Annotated in this window: 17 protein-coding genes; 7 read left to right on the top strand and 10 right to left on the bottom strand. The window is 67.5% G+C overall.

Annotated elements, in window-relative coordinates:
* Window positions 1–55: 55 nt before the first annotated feature.
* Window positions 56–730, bottom strand: coding sequence for an alpha/beta hydrolase (locus AC099J_RS09235; RefSeq protein ID WP_479614937.1), 675 nt, complete (start codon window positions 728–730; stop codon window positions 56–58).
* A 203-nt stretch (window positions 731–933) separates the two neighbouring features.
* On the opposite strand from AC099J_RS09235, the gene AC099J_RS09240 reads away from it, so the two are divergent.
* Window positions 934–1905: a PEP-CTERM sorting domain-containing protein gene (locus AC099J_RS09240; protein WP_479614938.1), complete on the top strand. Its 972-nt coding sequence runs from the start codon at window positions 934–936 to the stop codon at window positions 1903–1905.
* Between the two features lie 24 nt (window positions 1906–1929).
* Here AC099J_RS09240 and AC099J_RS09245 read toward each other — a convergent pair whose 3' ends face one another.
* The 4 genes from AC099J_RS09245 to AC099J_RS09260 all read right to left on the bottom strand — a co-directional run bounded on the left by AC099J_RS09245 (window position 1930) and on the right by AC099J_RS09260 (window position 4696).
* The gene (locus tag AC099J_RS09245; protein WP_479614939.1) at window positions 1930–2250 is read right to left on the bottom strand and encodes a helix-turn-helix domain-containing protein; all 321 of its coding nucleotides are present in this window, start codon (window positions 2248–2250) and stop codon (window positions 1930–1932) included.
* The gene (locus AC099J_RS09250; protein ID WP_479614991.1) at window positions 2251–2625 is read right to left on the bottom strand and encodes an autoinducer binding domain-containing protein; all 375 of its coding nucleotides are present in this window, start codon (window positions 2623–2625) and stop codon (window positions 2251–2253) included.
* A gap of 71 nt (window positions 2626–2696) precedes the next feature.
* Window positions 2697–3431 carry an autoinducer binding domain-containing protein gene (locus AC099J_RS09255; protein WP_479614940.1) on the bottom strand — a complete coding sequence of 245 codons (735 nt, stop codon included), beginning with the start codon at window positions 3429–3431 and terminating at the stop codon, window positions 2697–2699.
* Between the two features lie 248 nt (window positions 3432–3679).
* Window positions 3680–4696: a Bug family tripartite tricarboxylate transporter substrate binding protein gene (locus AC099J_RS09260; RefSeq protein WP_479614941.1), complete on the bottom strand. Its 1017-nt coding sequence runs from the start codon at window positions 4694–4696 to the stop codon at window positions 3680–3682.
* Window positions 4697–4920: 224 nt separating this feature from the next.
* Here AC099J_RS09260 and AC099J_RS09265 point away from each other — a divergent pair, with 224 nt between their 5' ends.
* Window positions 4921–5661: a hypothetical protein gene (locus AC099J_RS09265; protein WP_479614942.1), complete on the top strand. Its 741-nt coding sequence runs from the start codon at window positions 4921–4923 to the stop codon at window positions 5659–5661.
* A 9-nt stretch (window positions 5662–5670) separates the two neighbouring features.
* Here the strand turns inward: AC099J_RS09265 and ftsY are convergent, their stop codons facing one another.
* Entirely contained in the window at window positions 5671–6861 is a 1191-nt protein-coding gene (ftsY, locus tag AC099J_RS09270) for a signal recognition particle-docking protein FtsY (RefSeq protein WP_479614943.1), read from the bottom strand.
* A gap of 29 nt (window positions 6862–6890) precedes the next feature.
* Here ftsY and AC099J_RS09275 point away from each other — a divergent pair, with 29 nt between their 5' ends.
* The 4 genes from AC099J_RS09275 to coaD all read left to right on the top strand — a co-directional run bounded on the left by AC099J_RS09275 (window position 6891) and on the right by coaD (window position 10980).
* Window positions 6891–8309, top strand: a complete 1419-nt coding sequence (locus tag AC099J_RS09275; protein WP_479614944.1) for a M16 family metallopeptidase — start codon at window positions 6891–6893, stop codon at window positions 8307–8309.
* A gap of 4 nt (window positions 8310–8313) precedes the next feature.
* On the top strand, window positions 8314–9777 hold the full coding sequence (locus tag AC099J_RS09280; protein WP_479614945.1) for a M16 family metallopeptidase: 1464 nt from the start codon (window positions 8314–8316) through the stop codon (window positions 9775–9777).
* On the top strand, window positions 9774–10397 hold the full coding sequence (gene rsmD, locus AC099J_RS09285) for a 16S rRNA (guanine(966)-N(2))-methyltransferase RsmD (protein WP_479614946.1): 624 nt from the start codon (window positions 9774–9776) through the stop codon (window positions 10395–10397). The genes AC099J_RS09280 and rsmD overlap by 4 nt, the downstream gene beginning before the upstream one ends.
* A gap of 82 nt (window positions 10398–10479) precedes the next feature.
* Complete coding sequence (coaD, locus tag AC099J_RS09290) at window positions 10480–10980, top strand: pantetheine-phosphate adenylyltransferase (RefSeq protein ID WP_479614947.1); 501 nt, start codon at window positions 10480–10482, stop codon at window positions 10978–10980.
* A gap of 9 nt (window positions 10981–10989) precedes the next feature.
* On the opposite strand, the gene AC099J_RS09295 is transcribed toward coaD, so the two are convergent.
* Window positions 10990–11694, bottom strand: coding sequence for an alpha/beta fold hydrolase (locus tag AC099J_RS09295; RefSeq protein WP_479614948.1), 705 nt, complete (start codon window positions 11692–11694; stop codon window positions 10990–10992).
* A gap of 74 nt (window positions 11695–11768) precedes the next feature.
* Here AC099J_RS09295 and AC099J_RS09300 point away from each other — a divergent pair, with 74 nt between their 5' ends.
* A complete protein-coding gene (locus AC099J_RS09300) occupies window positions 11769–12464 on the top strand; it encodes a histidine phosphatase family protein (RefSeq protein WP_479614949.1) in 696 nt (231 codons plus the stop codon).
* Window positions 12465–12511: 47 nt separating this feature from the next.
* Here AC099J_RS09300 and AC099J_RS09305 read toward each other — a convergent pair whose 3' ends face one another.
* The 3 genes from AC099J_RS09305 to AC099J_RS09315 are packed head-to-tail and all read right to left on the bottom strand — an operon-like array spanning window position 12512 to window position 15424.
* On the bottom strand, window positions 12512–13471 hold the full coding sequence (locus AC099J_RS09305) for a Bug family tripartite tricarboxylate transporter substrate binding protein (protein WP_479614950.1): 960 nt from the start codon (window positions 13469–13471) through the stop codon (window positions 12512–12514).
* A gap of 34 nt (window positions 13472–13505) precedes the next feature.
* Window positions 13506–14030: a carboxymuconolactone decarboxylase family protein gene (locus AC099J_RS09310; protein WP_479614951.1), complete on the bottom strand. Its 525-nt coding sequence runs from the start codon at window positions 14028–14030 to the stop codon at window positions 13506–13508.
* A 26-nt stretch (window positions 14031–14056) separates the two neighbouring features.
* A complete protein-coding gene (locus AC099J_RS09315) occupies window positions 14057–15424 on the bottom strand; it encodes a tetratricopeptide repeat protein (RefSeq protein ID WP_479614952.1) in 1368 nt (455 codons plus the stop codon).
* Window positions 15425–15442 lie beyond the last annotated feature (18 nt).

A 15442-nucleotide genomic window follows, 5' to 3' on the forward strand; every position in this document is an offset into this window, starting at 1 on the left:
CCGACTGACAGCTGACGCCATCACCGTGTTAGGACCGTGTGACGAGCACTTTGGTTCAAGCCGCTGGCAGCACCTGGCGTAGAAAGGCCGAGATGTCGGCGATCTCGCGCGGGTGCACGCTGTGCGGCATCGGGTAGGTGTGCCACTGGACGGGATGCCCCAGCGCGACCAGCGCATCGCGCGCGGCCTCGGCGCGTGACATCACCACCACCGGGTCGGCAGTTCCGTGCGCCATGAAGATCGGCGTTGCAAAGTTGGCCGGGTGACGTTCGGTGGCCAGCGCATCGGCCAGCGGCAGATAGCCCGACAGCGCCATCAGCCCGGCCAGCCGCGCCGGATGGCGCAGGCCGGTGTGCAGCGTCATGGCGCAGCCCTGTGAAAAGCCGGCCAGTACGATGCTTCTGGCCGGAATGCCGCGCGCCACCTCGTGGGCAATCAGCGCTTCGATCGCCAGCTCCGTGCGCGCGATGCCCTCGGCATCCTCGTGGCGCATCAGGTCGGGCGTGAAGATGTCGTACCAGGCGGGCATCTCGAACCCGTTGTTGATCGTGACCGGCATCACCGGCGCGTGTGGGAAGACGAAGCGGATCGGCGCACAGCCCGTCAGATCGAGCTCTGGCACGATGGCTGCGAAATCATCGCCACTGGCGCCCAAGCCATGCAGCCAGATGACGGCGGCGGTGGGCGAGGGGGCGGTTTCAATCTGGATGGTGTCGAGCAGGGTGGTCATGGTGGTTCCGGGGCGCAAAGCGCAGATGTTAGGGGGCAGTTACGGTGGCGGGTCGGAACCTGTTGTTTTGAGTAGTTTGCAGCGAGCCACCCATCCGGTCCAATGCTGTGCGCTGCAGGCACTCGGGTCAGTTCTATTGCCCGTCGACGCGTCGCACCGACGATCGCTCGCACAACCACGGCAGTGTGCCTTGCAAGCGAGGCATGCTTACGCCAGAACCCAAACACAGGCTTGAAATGTTCGGAAACTACGCACGGAAATTCATCGGCGCTGTCGGTCTTGTCGCCATTCTGGTGCCTGCACTTGCCCAGGCCGCTCCGCAATACGCCTCGGAGGTAGCGGTCACCGGCTTTAACCGGGTAAGCCCGACTCTTGGCTTTGGCGCGCCTCTATTTGAGCCCGTCGGATCCCAGTCATCGGACCTGGTGTCCGATGGCCGCACCGTGGACTACGCCGGGTTGGATGTTGCCGGCGATGCTGCCCAGATGACCCTGAACTACTCGGGGCGAGCCCAAGCAGGGCCGCAATCTCTGAAAGCTGGAGTCCAGGCATCGCTGGCGAACCCCTTTTACAACGAATGGAACCCGCGTTACGTGTTGTTCGGAGGCACCAACCCGGAAGGAATTCCAACCTCCTTGTCAGTCGACGCCCGGGCGTCGTTGAGCGATGACCTGCAGGTCGACGGTGGCCCTGGCCTCCACTACATCACAGCCCTGCTTAGGATCGTTGGGGGGCTCAAGGGCTTTCAGCCTACCAACGGTTGGGTGGGACATTCGTCCGCCACGCTCCGAGATGCGCAGGGCCAGTTTTACTATTCAGGCGTCGAGTCAGTGGAGAGAATGGTCGACGTCGAGGTTTCGACCCAGCGGCATACGGTGTACTCAGGACACGCCTACTTTTTCCTGGAGTTGGCAGCGAGCGTCTACTTCGACATTGCGCAGGATGAACGGATTCCCGCCTCGTACGACGGCTACTCGGATTTCTTTAACGCCGTCACCATCGACAGTTTTTCTGGCTTCGACATCAACGGAAACCCGGTGGATCTGCATAGTGCCGTTGGAAGTGATGGCCACGCGTATGCCACCACCCGCGTCGGTGAGGTTCCTGAGCCCGGCGTGCTCGGGCTCTTCGCGCTTGGTCTGGTGGGTATCGCGGTACGTCGCAAGGTAAACTGAAGCTCGCAAGCGCTTCTGCAGGCGTTAGCGCAATGGGCTCGCGTCGCAGCACACTGTGTCGGAAGCCGTGTGCGGCATGCCGTGCAGCATGCCAAGAACCAGGGCACGAAAGACATCGGCGGCGACGTTCTCTACCTGCAGTTTGCGGACCGGGTTGTCGATATGGAACCGCACTGTGGACAGCTTGAGGCTCAAGATTGTGGCCGTGTCCACGGCGGTCTTGCCATCCGCGGCCCATCGCAGCGCTTCAGTTTCGCGGCGTGTCAGCGGCGCGCCGTTTACCCTCGCCCACTGCGTTCGCAAGTCGTTGAGCACCAGGCGGTGCGCGAGCACCTGCAGCGCCACTTACTTGGCAAGCAGCTCTGTGGCGTCCAGGGGCTTGGCGGCCCGGGCAAGACTGAACATGCCGCGCACGCCTAGCCCATCGTGCACGGCTTGCGACCAACCGTAGCAAAGGCCGACGGATGCGGCGTCGTCTCTGAAAATCGGGGCTTGGGCCAGGACGTTTTCAGTCCAGACCAGCGGAGTGGTGTGGACTTTGCACCACCGCACAACTGGGTCGACTTCCCGATACCGTCGCGCCCGATATCGCGTGAACCAGTCACTGCCGAAGTTGCTCACGACATGTGCAGCAGGGCGCGCTGCTGGGTGTGGCAGCCAGACCACGGTCGCGAAGCTTTCGAACCCGAGTTCGATGGCGGCGGCGACCAGCGCCTTGATGGTGGGCTCAGATGCGGCGCCATCGCGTGGTCGCTCACGGTCTGTTTGGGTGCAGGTTTCACGGCTTCACCCTAGTCGAGCAGTTGCATGACCTGGGCGCGCGCGACCATGGATGAACGGTTGACCGTCTTCAGCTTGGCGGCGCAGTTCTTGAGATGGAAGTTGACGGTATGCACCGAAACATCGATCTGCGCGGCGACTTGCTCGGCGGTCATCCCGTCAGCCATGCGGCGCAGAACCTCCTTCTCGCGGCGGGTCAGTGCGACGGCGGGAACCGAGCCTGTATCTGCATGGGGTAGCGTGCGGCCCAACACAGCGTGGGCGACTTGAACCAGATATTGCATCCGCGATTCCTTGTGCCGGAGCTCGGTTGAGGTGATTGGCTCGGCGGACCGGGACAGCGTGAGCATGCCGCCGACGCCGATGCAGTCGAGGCTGGATTGCGTCCAGCCGTGGCGCAGGCCGGCTGCTTGCGCCTCGTTCCACAGTTGCGGCACATCTTCGAACAGCTTGGCGCTCCACGTTTGCGGGGTTTGACTCCGTGAGCTGTTACGCACAACTGGGTCGATATTGATGTAGCCGGCCTGTGCATATCGTTGCCGCCAAGTGAAGGGTTGGCTACTGATCTGCAGTGTCTGTGCTCGATTGAACGGGAGGGCCTGCCGCAGCACAAAGTCGCAGTGGTCGAAACCAAGTTGTCGTGCCGCTGTGTCGACCGCATCGAATGCTGCCGGCGGGTTCGGTGCTCCGCCAACGGCTTGCAGCAAATCCCCGCGCCAGTTGCAGATTGCCGGCTCTGGATCCATCTCACACTTCCCCTACAGCACTCGACTGAGTACTCAGCTGCAAATTTTATGAACTGGTGTGTGCAATATTGGCGCGCAGGACGCTTGAGACAGTAGGACGAAAGTGCCCAGATAGCGGGAGTTGAATGGCGCCAAACTTCCTAGGCCAGGACCCAAATTTTCCTGGCCATCGGTATTGCGAGGTTTTGCCCGGGAAGCTGCAGGCCGGCGCCGAGCCCAGCCATGAGGTCAAAAGATCGCTGCCGAGATCAATCCAGCTTCGCCCCCGAAGCCTTCACCACCTTGGCCCATTTGTCCGTCTCGCGCTGCATCAGCGTCGTCAGTGCCTCGGGCGTGCCGGGGTTGGGCTCCAGGCCCAGCGTGGCCAGCTTTTCCTTCACGTCCGGCAGCGCCAGCACGCGGGCGACTTCCTGGCTGATGCGCAGCTGCATCTCGCGCGGCATGCCGGCCGGGCCGAGCAGGGCGAACCACGAGGTGGCCTCGAAACCGGGCAGGCCAGCCTCGGCGAGGGTGGGGATGTCGGGCGCGGCCGGCGAGCGCTGCGCACTGGTCACGCCCAGCGCCTTCAGCTCACCCGACTTCACCAGCGGCAATGCCGACGGCATGTTGTCGAAGATCATCGCGATGCGCCCGCCCATCAGGTCGGGGATCGCCTGGGCCCGGCCCTTGTAGGGGATGTGTTGCATCTTCGTGCCGGCCAGCGTGTTGAACAACTCGCCCGACAGATGGATCGAGGTGCCGCTGCCCGATGAGCCGAAGGCCAGCGGCTCGCGCTGGGCCAGGGCCACCAGCTCCTTCACGTTGTTGGCCGGTACCGACTTGTTCAGCACCAGCAGGTTCGGCGTGGACGCCAGATAGCTGATCGGTGTGAAGTCCTTCATGTGGTCGTAGGGCATCTTGGCGTACAGCGCCGGGTTGATGGCGTGGGTGCCCACCGTGCCGATGACCAGCGTGGCGCCATCAGGCGCGCTCTTGGCCACGATGTCGGCGCCGATGTTGCCGCCAGCCCCGGGCTTGTTGTCCACCGTGATCGGCTGGCCCAGGCCGCTCCATTTGTCGGCCAGCACGCGCGCTAGCGTGTCGGGTGCGCCGCCGGGCGGGAAGGTCACGACGATGCGCACCGGCTTGGTGGGCCAGGTGGCTGTCTGAGCCATGGCGGGTGCCTGAACGCCCGCCACCAGAACGGCGGCAGCGCACAGCAGCCGGGCGGCGAAACGGGTGGGCAAACGTGCGGGGGAGTGGGCGGTGATACGGGTGGTCGACATGTCGGCAGGTCTCCTGTAGTTGAAGCGGCAAGCTTACGGGGCGACGGCGCGACGGGTCGTGGGGTCTTACCCATGCCCTTGCCGGCGCCACCTTGATCACAGAGCGCTCGAGCGTCTGCGCGACAATCCTGCGGTTTTCAGCGACCCACCGGCCACGCACCCCGCATGCAAGTGGGTGGCCGGCCATCCGATTCATGCTTTCCCGTCTATTGACTTCCTGCTGCATGGGCGCGGCCCTGGCCGGCGCCGTGCCGGCCGCCATCGCCCAGGCGGCCCCGCCATTTCATCTGGTCCAGCGCATCGACGAGATGCTGGTGGGCGTGGACACCATCGCCCTCGACGTGGTGGGCCGCGACCATGTGGCTGGCACCTACTTCCTTGTGCATGCGCGCAAGCCCACGCCGATGATCGGCTACGCCAACTACGTGGTCGAATGCCGTGAGCCCAGGCGCATTGCCGTGCTGTCGTCGGTCATGCCCTCGGGGCGGCTGGAGCCGCAGACGCCCTTCCTGCAGCCGCCTCGGCGCAGCGGCCAGATCGACGTCGGCCAGCTGAGTTTCTCGCCGGTGCATGTGATGGACGGCACGGCCTTCGTGGCCGCCTTCTCCTGCCAGGCCAGCAGCGCACCAGGGCGGGCGGCGCAGATCGCGCGCGAACTGGTGGAGCAGGGCGGGCCTGCCGACACCCAGAGCCTGTATTGCGACATGCGGCCCGATTCGGGCAAGACGCCGCGCCGGGTCGAGGTGCGCTTCAGCCCGGCCGATGACGTGGTGGCCGTGAACGGCCGCTGGCTCAGTTCCGGCTTTCTGGTGAAGGACGAAGTGGTGTTCGGGGCCGGCGCGCAGTGGCGCATCGACCGCCGCCAGCGCACCGCCCGGCTGGTGCGCGACAACGGCAAGCAGCTGTTCAAAGGTGCCTGCGATACAAAGCCGCCGCCGGCCGAGCCGGTGGCCGGCGGGCGCTGAGCGGGCGGCTCAGCCCAGCAGCGCCTGCGCGAATTCGCGCGCGTCGAAGGTTTCCAGGTCTTCCAGCTTTTCGCCGACGCCGATGAAATAGACGGGGATCGGCCGCTCCTGCGCGATGGCCGCCAGCACGCCGCCCTTGGCCGTGCCATCCAGCTTGGTGACGATCAGGCCGGTCAGGCCGATGGCGTCGTCGAACGCCTTGACCTGGGCCAGCGCGTTCTGGCCGGTGTTGCCGTCGATGACCAGCAAAACCTCATGCGGCGCGCTGGCATCGGCCTTGGCGATCACGCGGCGCACCTTCTTCAGCTCTTCCATCAGGTGCAGCTGCGTGGGCAGGCGGCCGGCCGTGTCGACCAACACCACGTCCTTGCGGCGGGCACGGCCGGCGTTGACAGCGTCGTAGGCCACGGCGGCTGGGTCGCCGCCCTCCTGGCTGATGATTTCCACGTAGTTGCGGTCGGCCCAGACAGCCAGCTGCTCGCGCGCAGCCGCGCGGAAGGTGTCGGCCGCCGCCAGCAGCACCGAGGCCTTGTGGGTCGCCAGGTGGCGCGTCAGCTTGCCGATGGAGGTGGTTTTGCCGGCCCCGTTCACGCCGGTGACCATGATCACTGTGGGCTGGTGCTCACCGATGACCAGTGGCTTTTCCAGCGGCTGCAGCAGGTGGGCGATGGCGTCGACCAACAGGCCTTTGACGGCCGAGGGCTCGGTCGTGCGCGATTCCTTCACGCGGCGGCGCAGATCGGTCAGCAAGTGCGTGGTGGCCTTGACACCGGTGTCGGCCATCAGCAGGGCTTCTTCGAGCTGTTCGTACAGCGACTCGTCGATGCGGGTGCCGGTGAACACGGTGGTGATCGACGAGCCGGTCTTGCGCAGGCCGACTTTCAGCCGGTCGACCCAGCCTTTGCGCTCGGCCGCCGTGGCCTGCGTCACGGCCACTGGCTCCGGCAGCGGCACCGGGGCGGGCAGCACGGCAGGCGCGGACGGAGCGACAGGCCCGTTCTCGGCCGACTTGCCGCCGAAGGGCTTACGCAACCAGTCGAGCGTCGAACGCGCTGCGGGCGCCTCCGCCGGCAGCGGCGGCTCAGGTCCGAAAGCCGGTGCCAGGGCAGGTGCGACAACGGGCGCCAACGCCGGTGCCGGCAGAGAGTCGGCCGGCGGTTGCGCGGGAGTTGGCGTCTTTTTCTTGAAGAAACTGAACATTTCGCGGGTTCTTAGAATCGGATCATTCTATGAAACGCCTTATCTCCTGGTGTGTCCTGGCCGTCTGCATGGCCAGCCCGCACGCCCAGACGCCGCTTTCGGCGCCCCCCGCCCCAGGCGTTGCCGCCGCGCAAGCGCAACAGTTTCAACTGGCCAACGGCATGACCCTGATCGTCAAGCCCGACCGCCGCGCCCCCACCGTGGCCCACATGGTCTGGCTGCGGGTGGGCAGCATGGACGAGGTCGACGGCACCAGCGGCGTCGCCCATGTGCTGGAGCACATGATGTTCAAGGGCACGCCCAACCTGAAGGTGGGCGAGTTCTCACGCCGCGTGGCGGCGCTGGGCGGGCGCGAGAACGCCTTCACCGGCCGCGACTACACCGGCTACTACCAGCAGATCCCGGCCGACCGGCTCGAAGAGGTCATGCGGCTGGAGGCCGATCGCTTTGCCAACAACCAATGGGCAGACGATGAATTCCGCCGCGAGCTGGAGGTCGTCAAGGAAGAGCGCCGCCTGCGCACCGACGACTCGCCGCGTGCCCAGCTGTACGAGGCGTTCAGCGCCACCACCTTCCTCGCCTCACCCTACCGCCGCCCGGTGGTGGGCTGGATGAGCGACCTGGACGCCATGACGCCGGACGACGCGCGGGCCTTCTACCAGCGCTGGTACACGCCCGCCAATGCAGCCGTCGTCGTGGCCGGCGACGTGGACGTGGCCGAGGTGCGGCGCCTGGCCGATCGCATTTACGGCGCCATTCCCGCCCGCGCCGTGCCCGAGCGCAAGCCGCGCCTGGAGCCGGTGCAAAGCGGCATCCGGCGCATGGACTTCAAGGCGCCGGCTGAGCAAACCTATGTGCTGATGGGCTTCAAGGTGCCCAAGCTGGAGAAGATCGATGGCAGCGATGACGCACTGGCGCTGACCGTGCTGTCCGCTGTGCTGGACGGCTACTCCGGCGCGCGTCTGGAGCGGGCGCTGACGCAGGGTGCCGACCGCGTGGCCGACAGCGTGGGCGCCAGCAACGGCCTGATGGGCCGTGGGCCGCAGCTGTTCATGCTGGAGGGCGTGCCAGCGGCTGGCAAGACCGCCGAGCAACTCGAAGCCGCATTGCGTGCCGAGGTGGCCCGCGTTGCCCGCGACGGCGTCAACGAGGCCGAACTGAACCGGGTCAAGACCCAGTGGGTGGCCGGCCAGATCTACAAGCGCGATTCGGTGTTCAGCCAGGCCCGTGAGCTGGGCAGCAACTGGGTCGGCGGCTTCGGGCTGGACCTGTCGGACCAGCTCATCGCCCGGCTACGCCAGGTGACGGCCGGGCAGGTGCAATCGGTGGCGGCGCGCTACTTCGGTGACGACCAGCTGACGGTGGCGGTGCTGCGCCCACAGCCGGTGGACCCGGCCCGCAAGAAGAAGCCCGCGACCGACCGGCCCGCTGGCGATCTCCAGCATTGACGACATGCGACCCGACACCGATATGACGACCCACATTTCCCCGGCACGCCGCCTGGCCTGCGCCGCCACCCTGGCGCTGGCCGCCGGCAGCGCCGCCGCTGCCATCCCGATCCAACACTGGACGCAGCCCAGCGGTGCCCAGGTCTATCTGGTCGAAAGCCCGGCCATTCCCATGGTGGACGTGCAGCTCGATTTCGACGCTGGTGCGCGCCGCGATCCGGCCACGCAGGCGGGCCTTTCCAGCGTGACGGCAGGGCAGAGCAACAAGGGCGTGCGCGCTGCCTGTGCGCCGGCGGCCAGCGCGAACACGGGCACGGGCACGGGCACGCGCACTGGCGTTGGTACTGGCGCAGCCACTGGCGTTGGCACCGGCACCGGCACGTCGCAACCCTGCGCGCCCGCGCTGGACGAGAACGCCATCAGCGAAGCCTGGGCCGATCTCGGCGCGTCGTTCGGCGGCGGCGCCACCAGCGACCGCATGAGTTTTTCGCTGCGCTCGCTGACCTACCCCGACCTGCTGCCCAAAGCCGCTGCATTGGCCGCGCGCCAACTGGGCGAGCCGGCGTTCAACGACGCTGTGTGGCAACGCGACCGCGAGCGCTTCCAGGCGTCGCTCAAAGAGGCCAACACCCGGCCCGCGACGATTGCCGGCCGCGCCTTTGCCGAGGCCGTCTACGGCGGCCATCCCTATGGTCAGGAAACGACCGCGCAGAGCCTGGCCGCCATCGGCGTGGCCGACATGCGCGCCATGTACGAGCGCGCCATCCTGCCGTGCCGGGCCAAGGTCAGCGTGGTCGGCGCCGTCAACCGCGCCCAGGCTGACGAACTGGTGCGCACGCTGCTGTCGCGTCTGCCGGCCACGGCCTGCGCACCGCTGCCGGCGGTGGCCGAGGTACCGGCGCTGACCCGCGCCGTCGAGCGCGTCGTGCCGTTCGAGGCGGCGCAGGCGCAGGTGCTGATCGGCCAGCCCGGCTACAAGCGCGACGACCCGGATTTCTTCGCGCTGACGGTGGGCAACTACATCCTGGGCGGCGGCGGTTTCGTCTCGCGGCTGACCAACGAGGTGCGTGAGAAGCGCGGCCTGACCTACAGCGTCTACAGCTACTTCGCGCCCGGGTTGCATGCCGGCGCTTTCACCATGGGCCTGCAGACCAAGGCCAGCCAGGCGCAGCAGGCCATCGCCGTCGCGCGAGAGACGCTGGCGCGCTTCGTGGCCGAAGGCCCGACCGAGGAGGAGCTCAAGGCCGCCAAGGACAACCTGGTCGGCGGCTTTGCGTTGCGCATCGACAGCAACCGCAAGCTGCTGGACAACGTGGCCAACATCGCCTGGAACGGCCTGCCGCTGGACTATCTGGACACCTGGACGCAGCGCGTGCAGGCCGTGCGCGTGGCCGACATCCGCGCCGCCTTCGAACGCAAGCTGCAGCCCGAGCGGCAGGTGACGGTGGTCGTGGGGGCTGCGCCATGAAGGGGCGCGCCGCCGCCGCCGACGCGCCGGCGAAAAAGCCCACCAGGCCGGTCAAGCGGGCCAGCCTGCCTGGCGAAATTCGCATCATCGGCGGCCTGTGGAAGCGCACCAAGTTGCCCGTGGCCGATGTGGAGGGCCTGCGCCCCACGCCCGACCGCGTGCGCGAGACGCTGTTCAACTGGCTGGGGCAGGACTTGGCCGGCTGGCGCTGCGTCGACATGTTCGCCGGCAGCGGCGTGCTGGGCTTCGAGGCCGCCTCGCGCGGCGCCACCGAGGTGCGGCTGTTCGAGACCGACCCGTCGCTGCTGGCCCAACTGGCCAAAGTGCAGGCGCGGCTGCAGGCCGGCGCGGTGCAGATCGCCCGTGGCGATGGCGTGGCGCTGGCCGGGCGGCTGGCGCCGGCCAGTGTGGACCTGGTGTTTGTCGATCCGCCGTTTGCCGCCCCGGTCTACGACGGCGCCTTGGCTGCCGCGCTGCGCATGCTGGCCCCCACCGGACGCATCTACCTGGAAGCGGCCGAACGCTGGGGCGACGAGCGCCTGGCCGCCCTGGGCCTGGCTTTGGAGCGCCACCTGAAGGCCGGCGCCGTGCACGCCCACCTGCTGGCACGCGCTGCATAATCGCGCGCCAACGCCCCGGCCGAGACAAGCCGGCCCCGTCCAGGGGTCGGAACCGCAGGGTGCACACCACAGGAGAGCCGCCATGTCGCACAAGGTAATCGCCGTCTACCCCGGCACATTCGACCCCATGACCTTGGGCCATGAAGACGTGGTGCGCCGCGCCGCGCAGCTGTTCGATACGGTGATCGTGGCCGTGGCAGCCGGCCACCACAAGAAGGCGCTGTTCAGCCTGGACGAGCGCATCGACATGGTGCGCGATTCGGTGCGGCCCTATCCGCAGGTCAGCGTCGAGAGCTTCGGCGGCCTGGTGCGTGACTTCGTCGTCGCGCGCGGCGCCAAAGCCATGGTGCGCGGGCTGCGTGCGGTGACCGATTTCGACTACGAGTTCCAGCTGGCCGGCATGAACCGCACGCTGATGCCCGAAGTCGAGACCGTGTTCCTGACGCCGGGCGACAAGTACCAGTTCATCTCCAGCACCTTCGTGCGCGAGATCGCCACGCTGGGGGGTGAGGTCGACAAGTTCGTCTCGCCCTATGTGCTGCGTTGCCTGGCCGTCAAGCTGCGCGGTGAGCAGCGCGCCTAGGCGCTCGCTTCAAGCCGGCAGGCGCCCCAGCCAGTCCAGCAGCAGCCGGTTCACGGCGTCGGGCTGCTCCATCGTCAGCATGTGGCCGCAGCGCGGCAGCAGGTGCAGTTCTGCGCTGGGCACCAATGCGGCGATTTCGCGTGCGCAGTCGGCCGGTGTCAACGCGTCGGACTCGCCGGTCACCACCAGCGTCGCGCAGCGCAGCGTGGGGAGATGCGAGCGGGCGTCGGGCCGGGCGATGACGGCGCGGTTCTGGCGCACCAGTTGGTCGGCACCGGCGCGTTGGACCAACGCAAGATAGCGCGCGCTCAGGCTCTTCAGGTCGGGGTGCTGCCGATCGAAGGCGAACATCACGTTGGCGCGCAACACTTCTTCGGCCCGGCCGGCGTCGAACAGCGCGATCGCCTGCTCGCGCAGCCGCTGCATGTCGGCCGTCTCCGGCCGGGCCGTGGTGCCGAGCAAGGCCAGCCCGCGCACCCGGGCCGGTGCCTGGCGCGCGGCCTCCATCGCGACCATGCCGCCCATCGAGGCGCCGCACAGCACCAGCGGGCCGGCGTGCTCGTCCAGCACTGCCGCCGCCATGGCTTCGATGCTGGCGCAGCGCGTGGCCACGTCGGTGACCTGCGCGTTCCAGCGTGCGGGCAGGACGCTCAACTGGTCGCGCCACATGCCGGCATCGCAGGCCAGGCCGGGAATCAGGAGCAATCTGGACATTTGTTATCTAAATAGGGGGTAAGACTGGTTCAACTCGTGAAGCTTATGTCATGCCCACTCCGGATAATCGAGGCATGACCCGCCTGATCCTCGTACGCCATGGTGAGACCGACTGGAACCGCGAGCTGCGCTTTCAGGGCCAGGTCGACGTGCCGCTCAACGATGTGGGCCACGAGCAGGCCCGCCGCGTGGCAGCACGGCTGGGGCGCGACCAGCCGCACCGCGTGGTCACCAGCGACCTGTCGCGTGCGCGGCAGACGGGCGAGCCACTGGCCGAGCTGCTGGCCCGGCGCGGCGCGCCCGATCCGTTGGAACTGTCGGCGCTGCGGGAGCAGAACTTTGGTGTCGTCGATGGCATGAGCGTCGACGAGATCAAGCGCCGCCACCCGCAAGCCTGGAACCGTTGGGTGGACTTCCAGGCCGACTACGCTTTCGACGGCGGCGAGAGCACCCGCCACTTTCACCAGCGTGTCGTGCAGGGCCTGCGCGCATTGGTGGACGCGCACATCGGCCAGACCCTGGTCGTCGTCACGCATGGCGGCGTGCTGGACATGGTCTGGCGCAGCGCCCGCGGGCTGCCCTTGGACGGGCCGCGCCAGAGCCACATTCCCAACGGCGGGGTGAACCGCCTGCAGGTGCATGTGGACGCCGATACCCATCGGCTCGACATCCTGGATTGGGCCGACATCGCCCATCTGGATGGCATGCCGCCGCAGCCGGTGTACGACCAGGCGCGCCTGGCGCAGATCCGCCAGCGTGTCGAGGTCTAGGCAGACCCCCGGGCGGGCAGGGATCGCCAGCGCCGCAGGGCGGCCGATCAGTCGAGTTGCACGTTCAGCGTCTTGATCAGCGCTTCCATCTTGCGTGCCTCACCCTGGATGAATTCACCGAACTGCTCCGGCGTGCCCGCCACGACGTCGGAGCCGATTTCCAGCCATTTCTGTTTGAAATCAGGCTCCTGGAAGATGGCCCGAATTTCGCTGTTGAGACGGTCGACGATGGGCTTGGGCGTGCCAGCCGTGGTCGAGATGCCGTGCCATGCGTAGTACTCGAAGCCCGGATAGCCCGACTCGCTGATCGAGGGGACATCAGGCAGCAGAGGCGAGCGGGTCTTCGTAGTGACTGCCAGGGGCCGCAGCTTGCCGGATTTGATGTGCTGCATGGAGCTGCCCAGGATGTCGAACATGCTGGTGATCTGCCCGCCCATGAGGTCCACGATCGCCGGGCCCGCGCCCTTGTACGGAATGTGGGCGAGCTCCACCTTGGCCGTGCTCTTGAACAGCTCGCCGCCCAGATGCTGCGGTGAGCCGTTGCTGGCCGAGCCGAAGGTCACGCGGTTCTCGGGCTTTCTGGCGTAGTCCACATACTGCCGAAAATTCTGGATCGGGCTCTGTTCGGAGACTTCGAGCACGAGCGGGAATTTGGAGATCTGGACCACGGGCGCCAGCTCCTTGATCGGGTCGAAGCCCAGGCGCTTGTACAGGTACTGGTTGGCAGAGAGGTTGCCACTGGCCGCCAGCAGGATGGTGTAGCCGTCCGGCTTGGCCCGGGCGACCTGGCCGGTTCCAATGTTGCCGCTGGCGCCGGCCTTGTTCTCCACCACCACCGGCACATTCAGCCGCTTGGAGAGCGGCTGGGCAATCAGCCGGGCCATCAGGTCGGTCGGGCCACCGGGCGGGTACGGCACCACGAACGTGATCGGCCGCTCAGGCCAGGCGCCCTGCGCCGTCGCCACCAGGGGCAGCAGCAGGGCTGCCAGCACTACACGTCTTTTCATCTGAGTCTCCTTGGGTTTGAACGTCTGGCGCGGCTCAGCGCGCATCGTGAGAGTGGATCTGTAGCGCCTCCAGAAAGCGCGAGACCATGTTGTAGGCCGCCACGGTGGCAGTGATCTCCACCACCTCGCGATGCGCGAATTGCGCGGCCAAGGCGCCGAACACCGCGTCCGGCACCTGCACATGGAGCGTCATGGCGTCCACGTAGGCCAGCAGGGCGCGTTCGCGCGGGCCGAACAGCGAACTGGCCTGCCAGTCGCCCAGCGCCTGCAATTGGGCCTCGGACACGCCCTCCTGCAGGGCAATGGGCGCGTGTTGGTCGGCCTCGTACGGGGCGCGATTCAGCAGGGCCACCCGCATGATGATCAGCTCGCGCAGCGCGCCGGGCAGGGTCGATTTCTGACGGATCGCAGTCAGGTAAGCCAGCCACCCCTCTGCAATGGGCGTGCTGTGCATCAGCATCTGGTAGAGGTGCAGGATGCTGCCGCGCTCGGCGACGATGCGATCGGCCAGGGGGCGGACGTCGGGGCTGCCGGGGTCGGCGTAGGGAATGCGGGCCATGGTGGTGGGTCCTTTCGGGTCGGTCGTCAGCGCCGTGGTTGGCGCGGTCTCGGCGGATGGTCGTGAGCATCGCATGTGGGGCTGATGCCCAGCGCGCCGGCCACGTGGGCCGCTTGCCGCGCCAGCCGCTGGGACTGCGGCTGCAGCCGGGCCTGCTGCTGCAGCAGGTTTTGCGCCTCCACCGCCTGCCCCCCGCGCGCCAGCGCATCGATGTAGATCTGCTGGAACAGGTCGCGCTGCGCGTGGCTGCCGCCGATTTCGCGCAGCCGGGGCAGGGCACGCGCCAGTTGCCGCGCGGCCTCGGGCATGTCGCCCCGGGCGTGGGCCACCAGGCCGACAGCGGCCGGCATGCCGACCTCGCCGCTAACGTCGCCTGGTGGCCGTGACGCGGCACGCTGGCGCAAGTTTTGGAGCAGCACCCCGGCCTCGGGGCGGCCTGCGCGGGCCAGGCCGTACAGGTACTGCAGATCCAGGAAATCCAGCACATGGTCGGCGGTGCGCGGCACCAGGTGGTCGGCCAGATCCTGCCAGCGGCCCCCGACGTCAACTCCGGCCAGTTCCAGGCGCGCCAGCAGCGAGACGGCGTTGATCTGGTCCTGTGAATAGTCCTTGGCCACGCCCCAGACCTGTTCGTCGTACAGGCGCAGCACCGCTTCGGGCTGGTCCAGATCCAGCGAGAAGAGGGCCATGTGCCACCAGTTGTGCGTCACCATGAAGGAGTTCAGGCCTGTCCAGCTGTCCGCTACGGACTGCATGAAGTCCAGACCCTCCGTCAGCCGGCCCTCGGTCAGCATGACGTGCGCCAGCGCATGGTGCGCCCACGGTTCCTTGCGGCACTGCGCGATGGCATGGCGCGCAGCGGCCTCGGCCTCGCGCAAAAAGTGGCACTGCTCCCAGCCGAAGGCCAGCATGCCGTGCAGATAGGGCACCTCGCCTGCCGCCGGCAGCACCTGGCGGGCCAGCCGCAGCATGCCGGGTGCGTCGCCGCGGTTGAACAGGTGGTACTGGCCGAGCTTGACCGACACCAGATCGCGCGGGTGTTCGCGCGCCAACTGCTCGTGCAGCCGGATCGCGCGGTCGAGGTTGCCCTCGACCCAGGCCGTGACAGCGGCGACGAACATGGCTTCGCGCTCGGTCGCGGCACCGGCATCCACGCCCGCCTGCGCGCGCGCCAGCCAGGGCCAGGCCTTCACGGGTGCATCCGGCGTCTCGGCGAACATGTACAGCGCCGCTGCGTAGGCCTGCACGATGGCTGCGTGGTCCGCGGCCGCCACGTCCAGCAGGTGCAGCACGCGGGCCTCGCAGGCGATGAAGCCCTGAACGAAGTCGTTCACGCCGGCCAGGCTGGCAGGCTCGCCCAGCGTGACCGGGTTGCCCAGGCTCTCGGCGTGCATGTTCAGCCGCCGGCGCCC

This window comes from Rhodoferax sp. RT4P68 (assembly GCF_056521305.1).

Coding starts and splice junctions, on each gene's coding strand:
- AC099J_RS09300 (WP_479614949.1), top strand. CDS start 11,769: ATGACCCGCCTGATCCTCGTACGCCATGGTGAGACCGACTGGAACCGC.
- ftsY (WP_479614943.1), bottom strand. CDS start 6,861: ATGTTCAGTTTCTTCAAGAAAAAGACGCCAACTCCCGCGCAACCGCCG.
- AC099J_RS09305 (WP_479614950.1), bottom strand. CDS start 13,471: ATGAAAAGACGTGTAGTGCTGGCAGCCCTGCTGCTGCCCCTGGTGGCG.
- rsmD (WP_479614946.1), top strand. CDS start 9,774: ATGAAGGGGCGCGCCGCCGCCGCCGACGCGCCGGCGAAAAAGCCCACC.
- AC099J_RS09295 (WP_479614948.1), bottom strand. CDS start 11,694: ATGTCCAGATTGCTCCTGATTCCCGGCCTGGCCTGCGATGCCGGCATG.
- AC099J_RS09240 (WP_479614938.1), top strand. CDS start 934: ATGCTTACGCCAGAACCCAAACACAGGCTTGAAATGTTCGGAAACTAC.
- AC099J_RS09315 (WP_479614952.1), bottom strand. CDS start 15,424: ATGCACGCCGAGAGCCTGGGCAACCCGGTCACGCTGGGCGAGCCTGCC.
- AC099J_RS09280 (WP_479614945.1), top strand. CDS start 8,314: ATGCGACCCGACACCGATATGACGACCCACATTTCCCCGGCACGCCGC.
- coaD (WP_479614947.1), top strand. CDS start 10,480: ATGTCGCACAAGGTAATCGCCGTCTACCCCGGCACATTCGACCCCATG.
- AC099J_RS09235 (WP_479614937.1), bottom strand. CDS start 730: ATGACCACCCTGCTCGACACCATCCAGATTGAAACCGCCCCCTCGCCC.
- AC099J_RS09310 (WP_479614951.1), bottom strand. CDS start 14,030: ATGGCCCGCATTCCCTACGCCGACCCCGGCAGCCCCGACGTCCGCCCC.
- AC099J_RS09255 (WP_479614940.1), bottom strand. CDS start 3,431: ATGGATCCAGAGCCGGCAATCTGCAACTGGCGCGGGGATTTGCTGCAA.
- AC099J_RS09260 (WP_479614941.1), bottom strand. CDS start 4,696: ATGTCGACCACCCGTATCACCGCCCACTCCCCCGCACGTTTGCCCACC.
- AC099J_RS09275 (WP_479614944.1), top strand. CDS start 6,891: ATGAAACGCCTTATCTCCTGGTGTGTCCTGGCCGTCTGCATGGCCAGC.
- AC099J_RS09265 (WP_479614942.1), top strand. CDS start 4,921: ATGGGCGCGGCCCTGGCCGGCGCCGTGCCGGCCGCCATCGCCCAGGCG.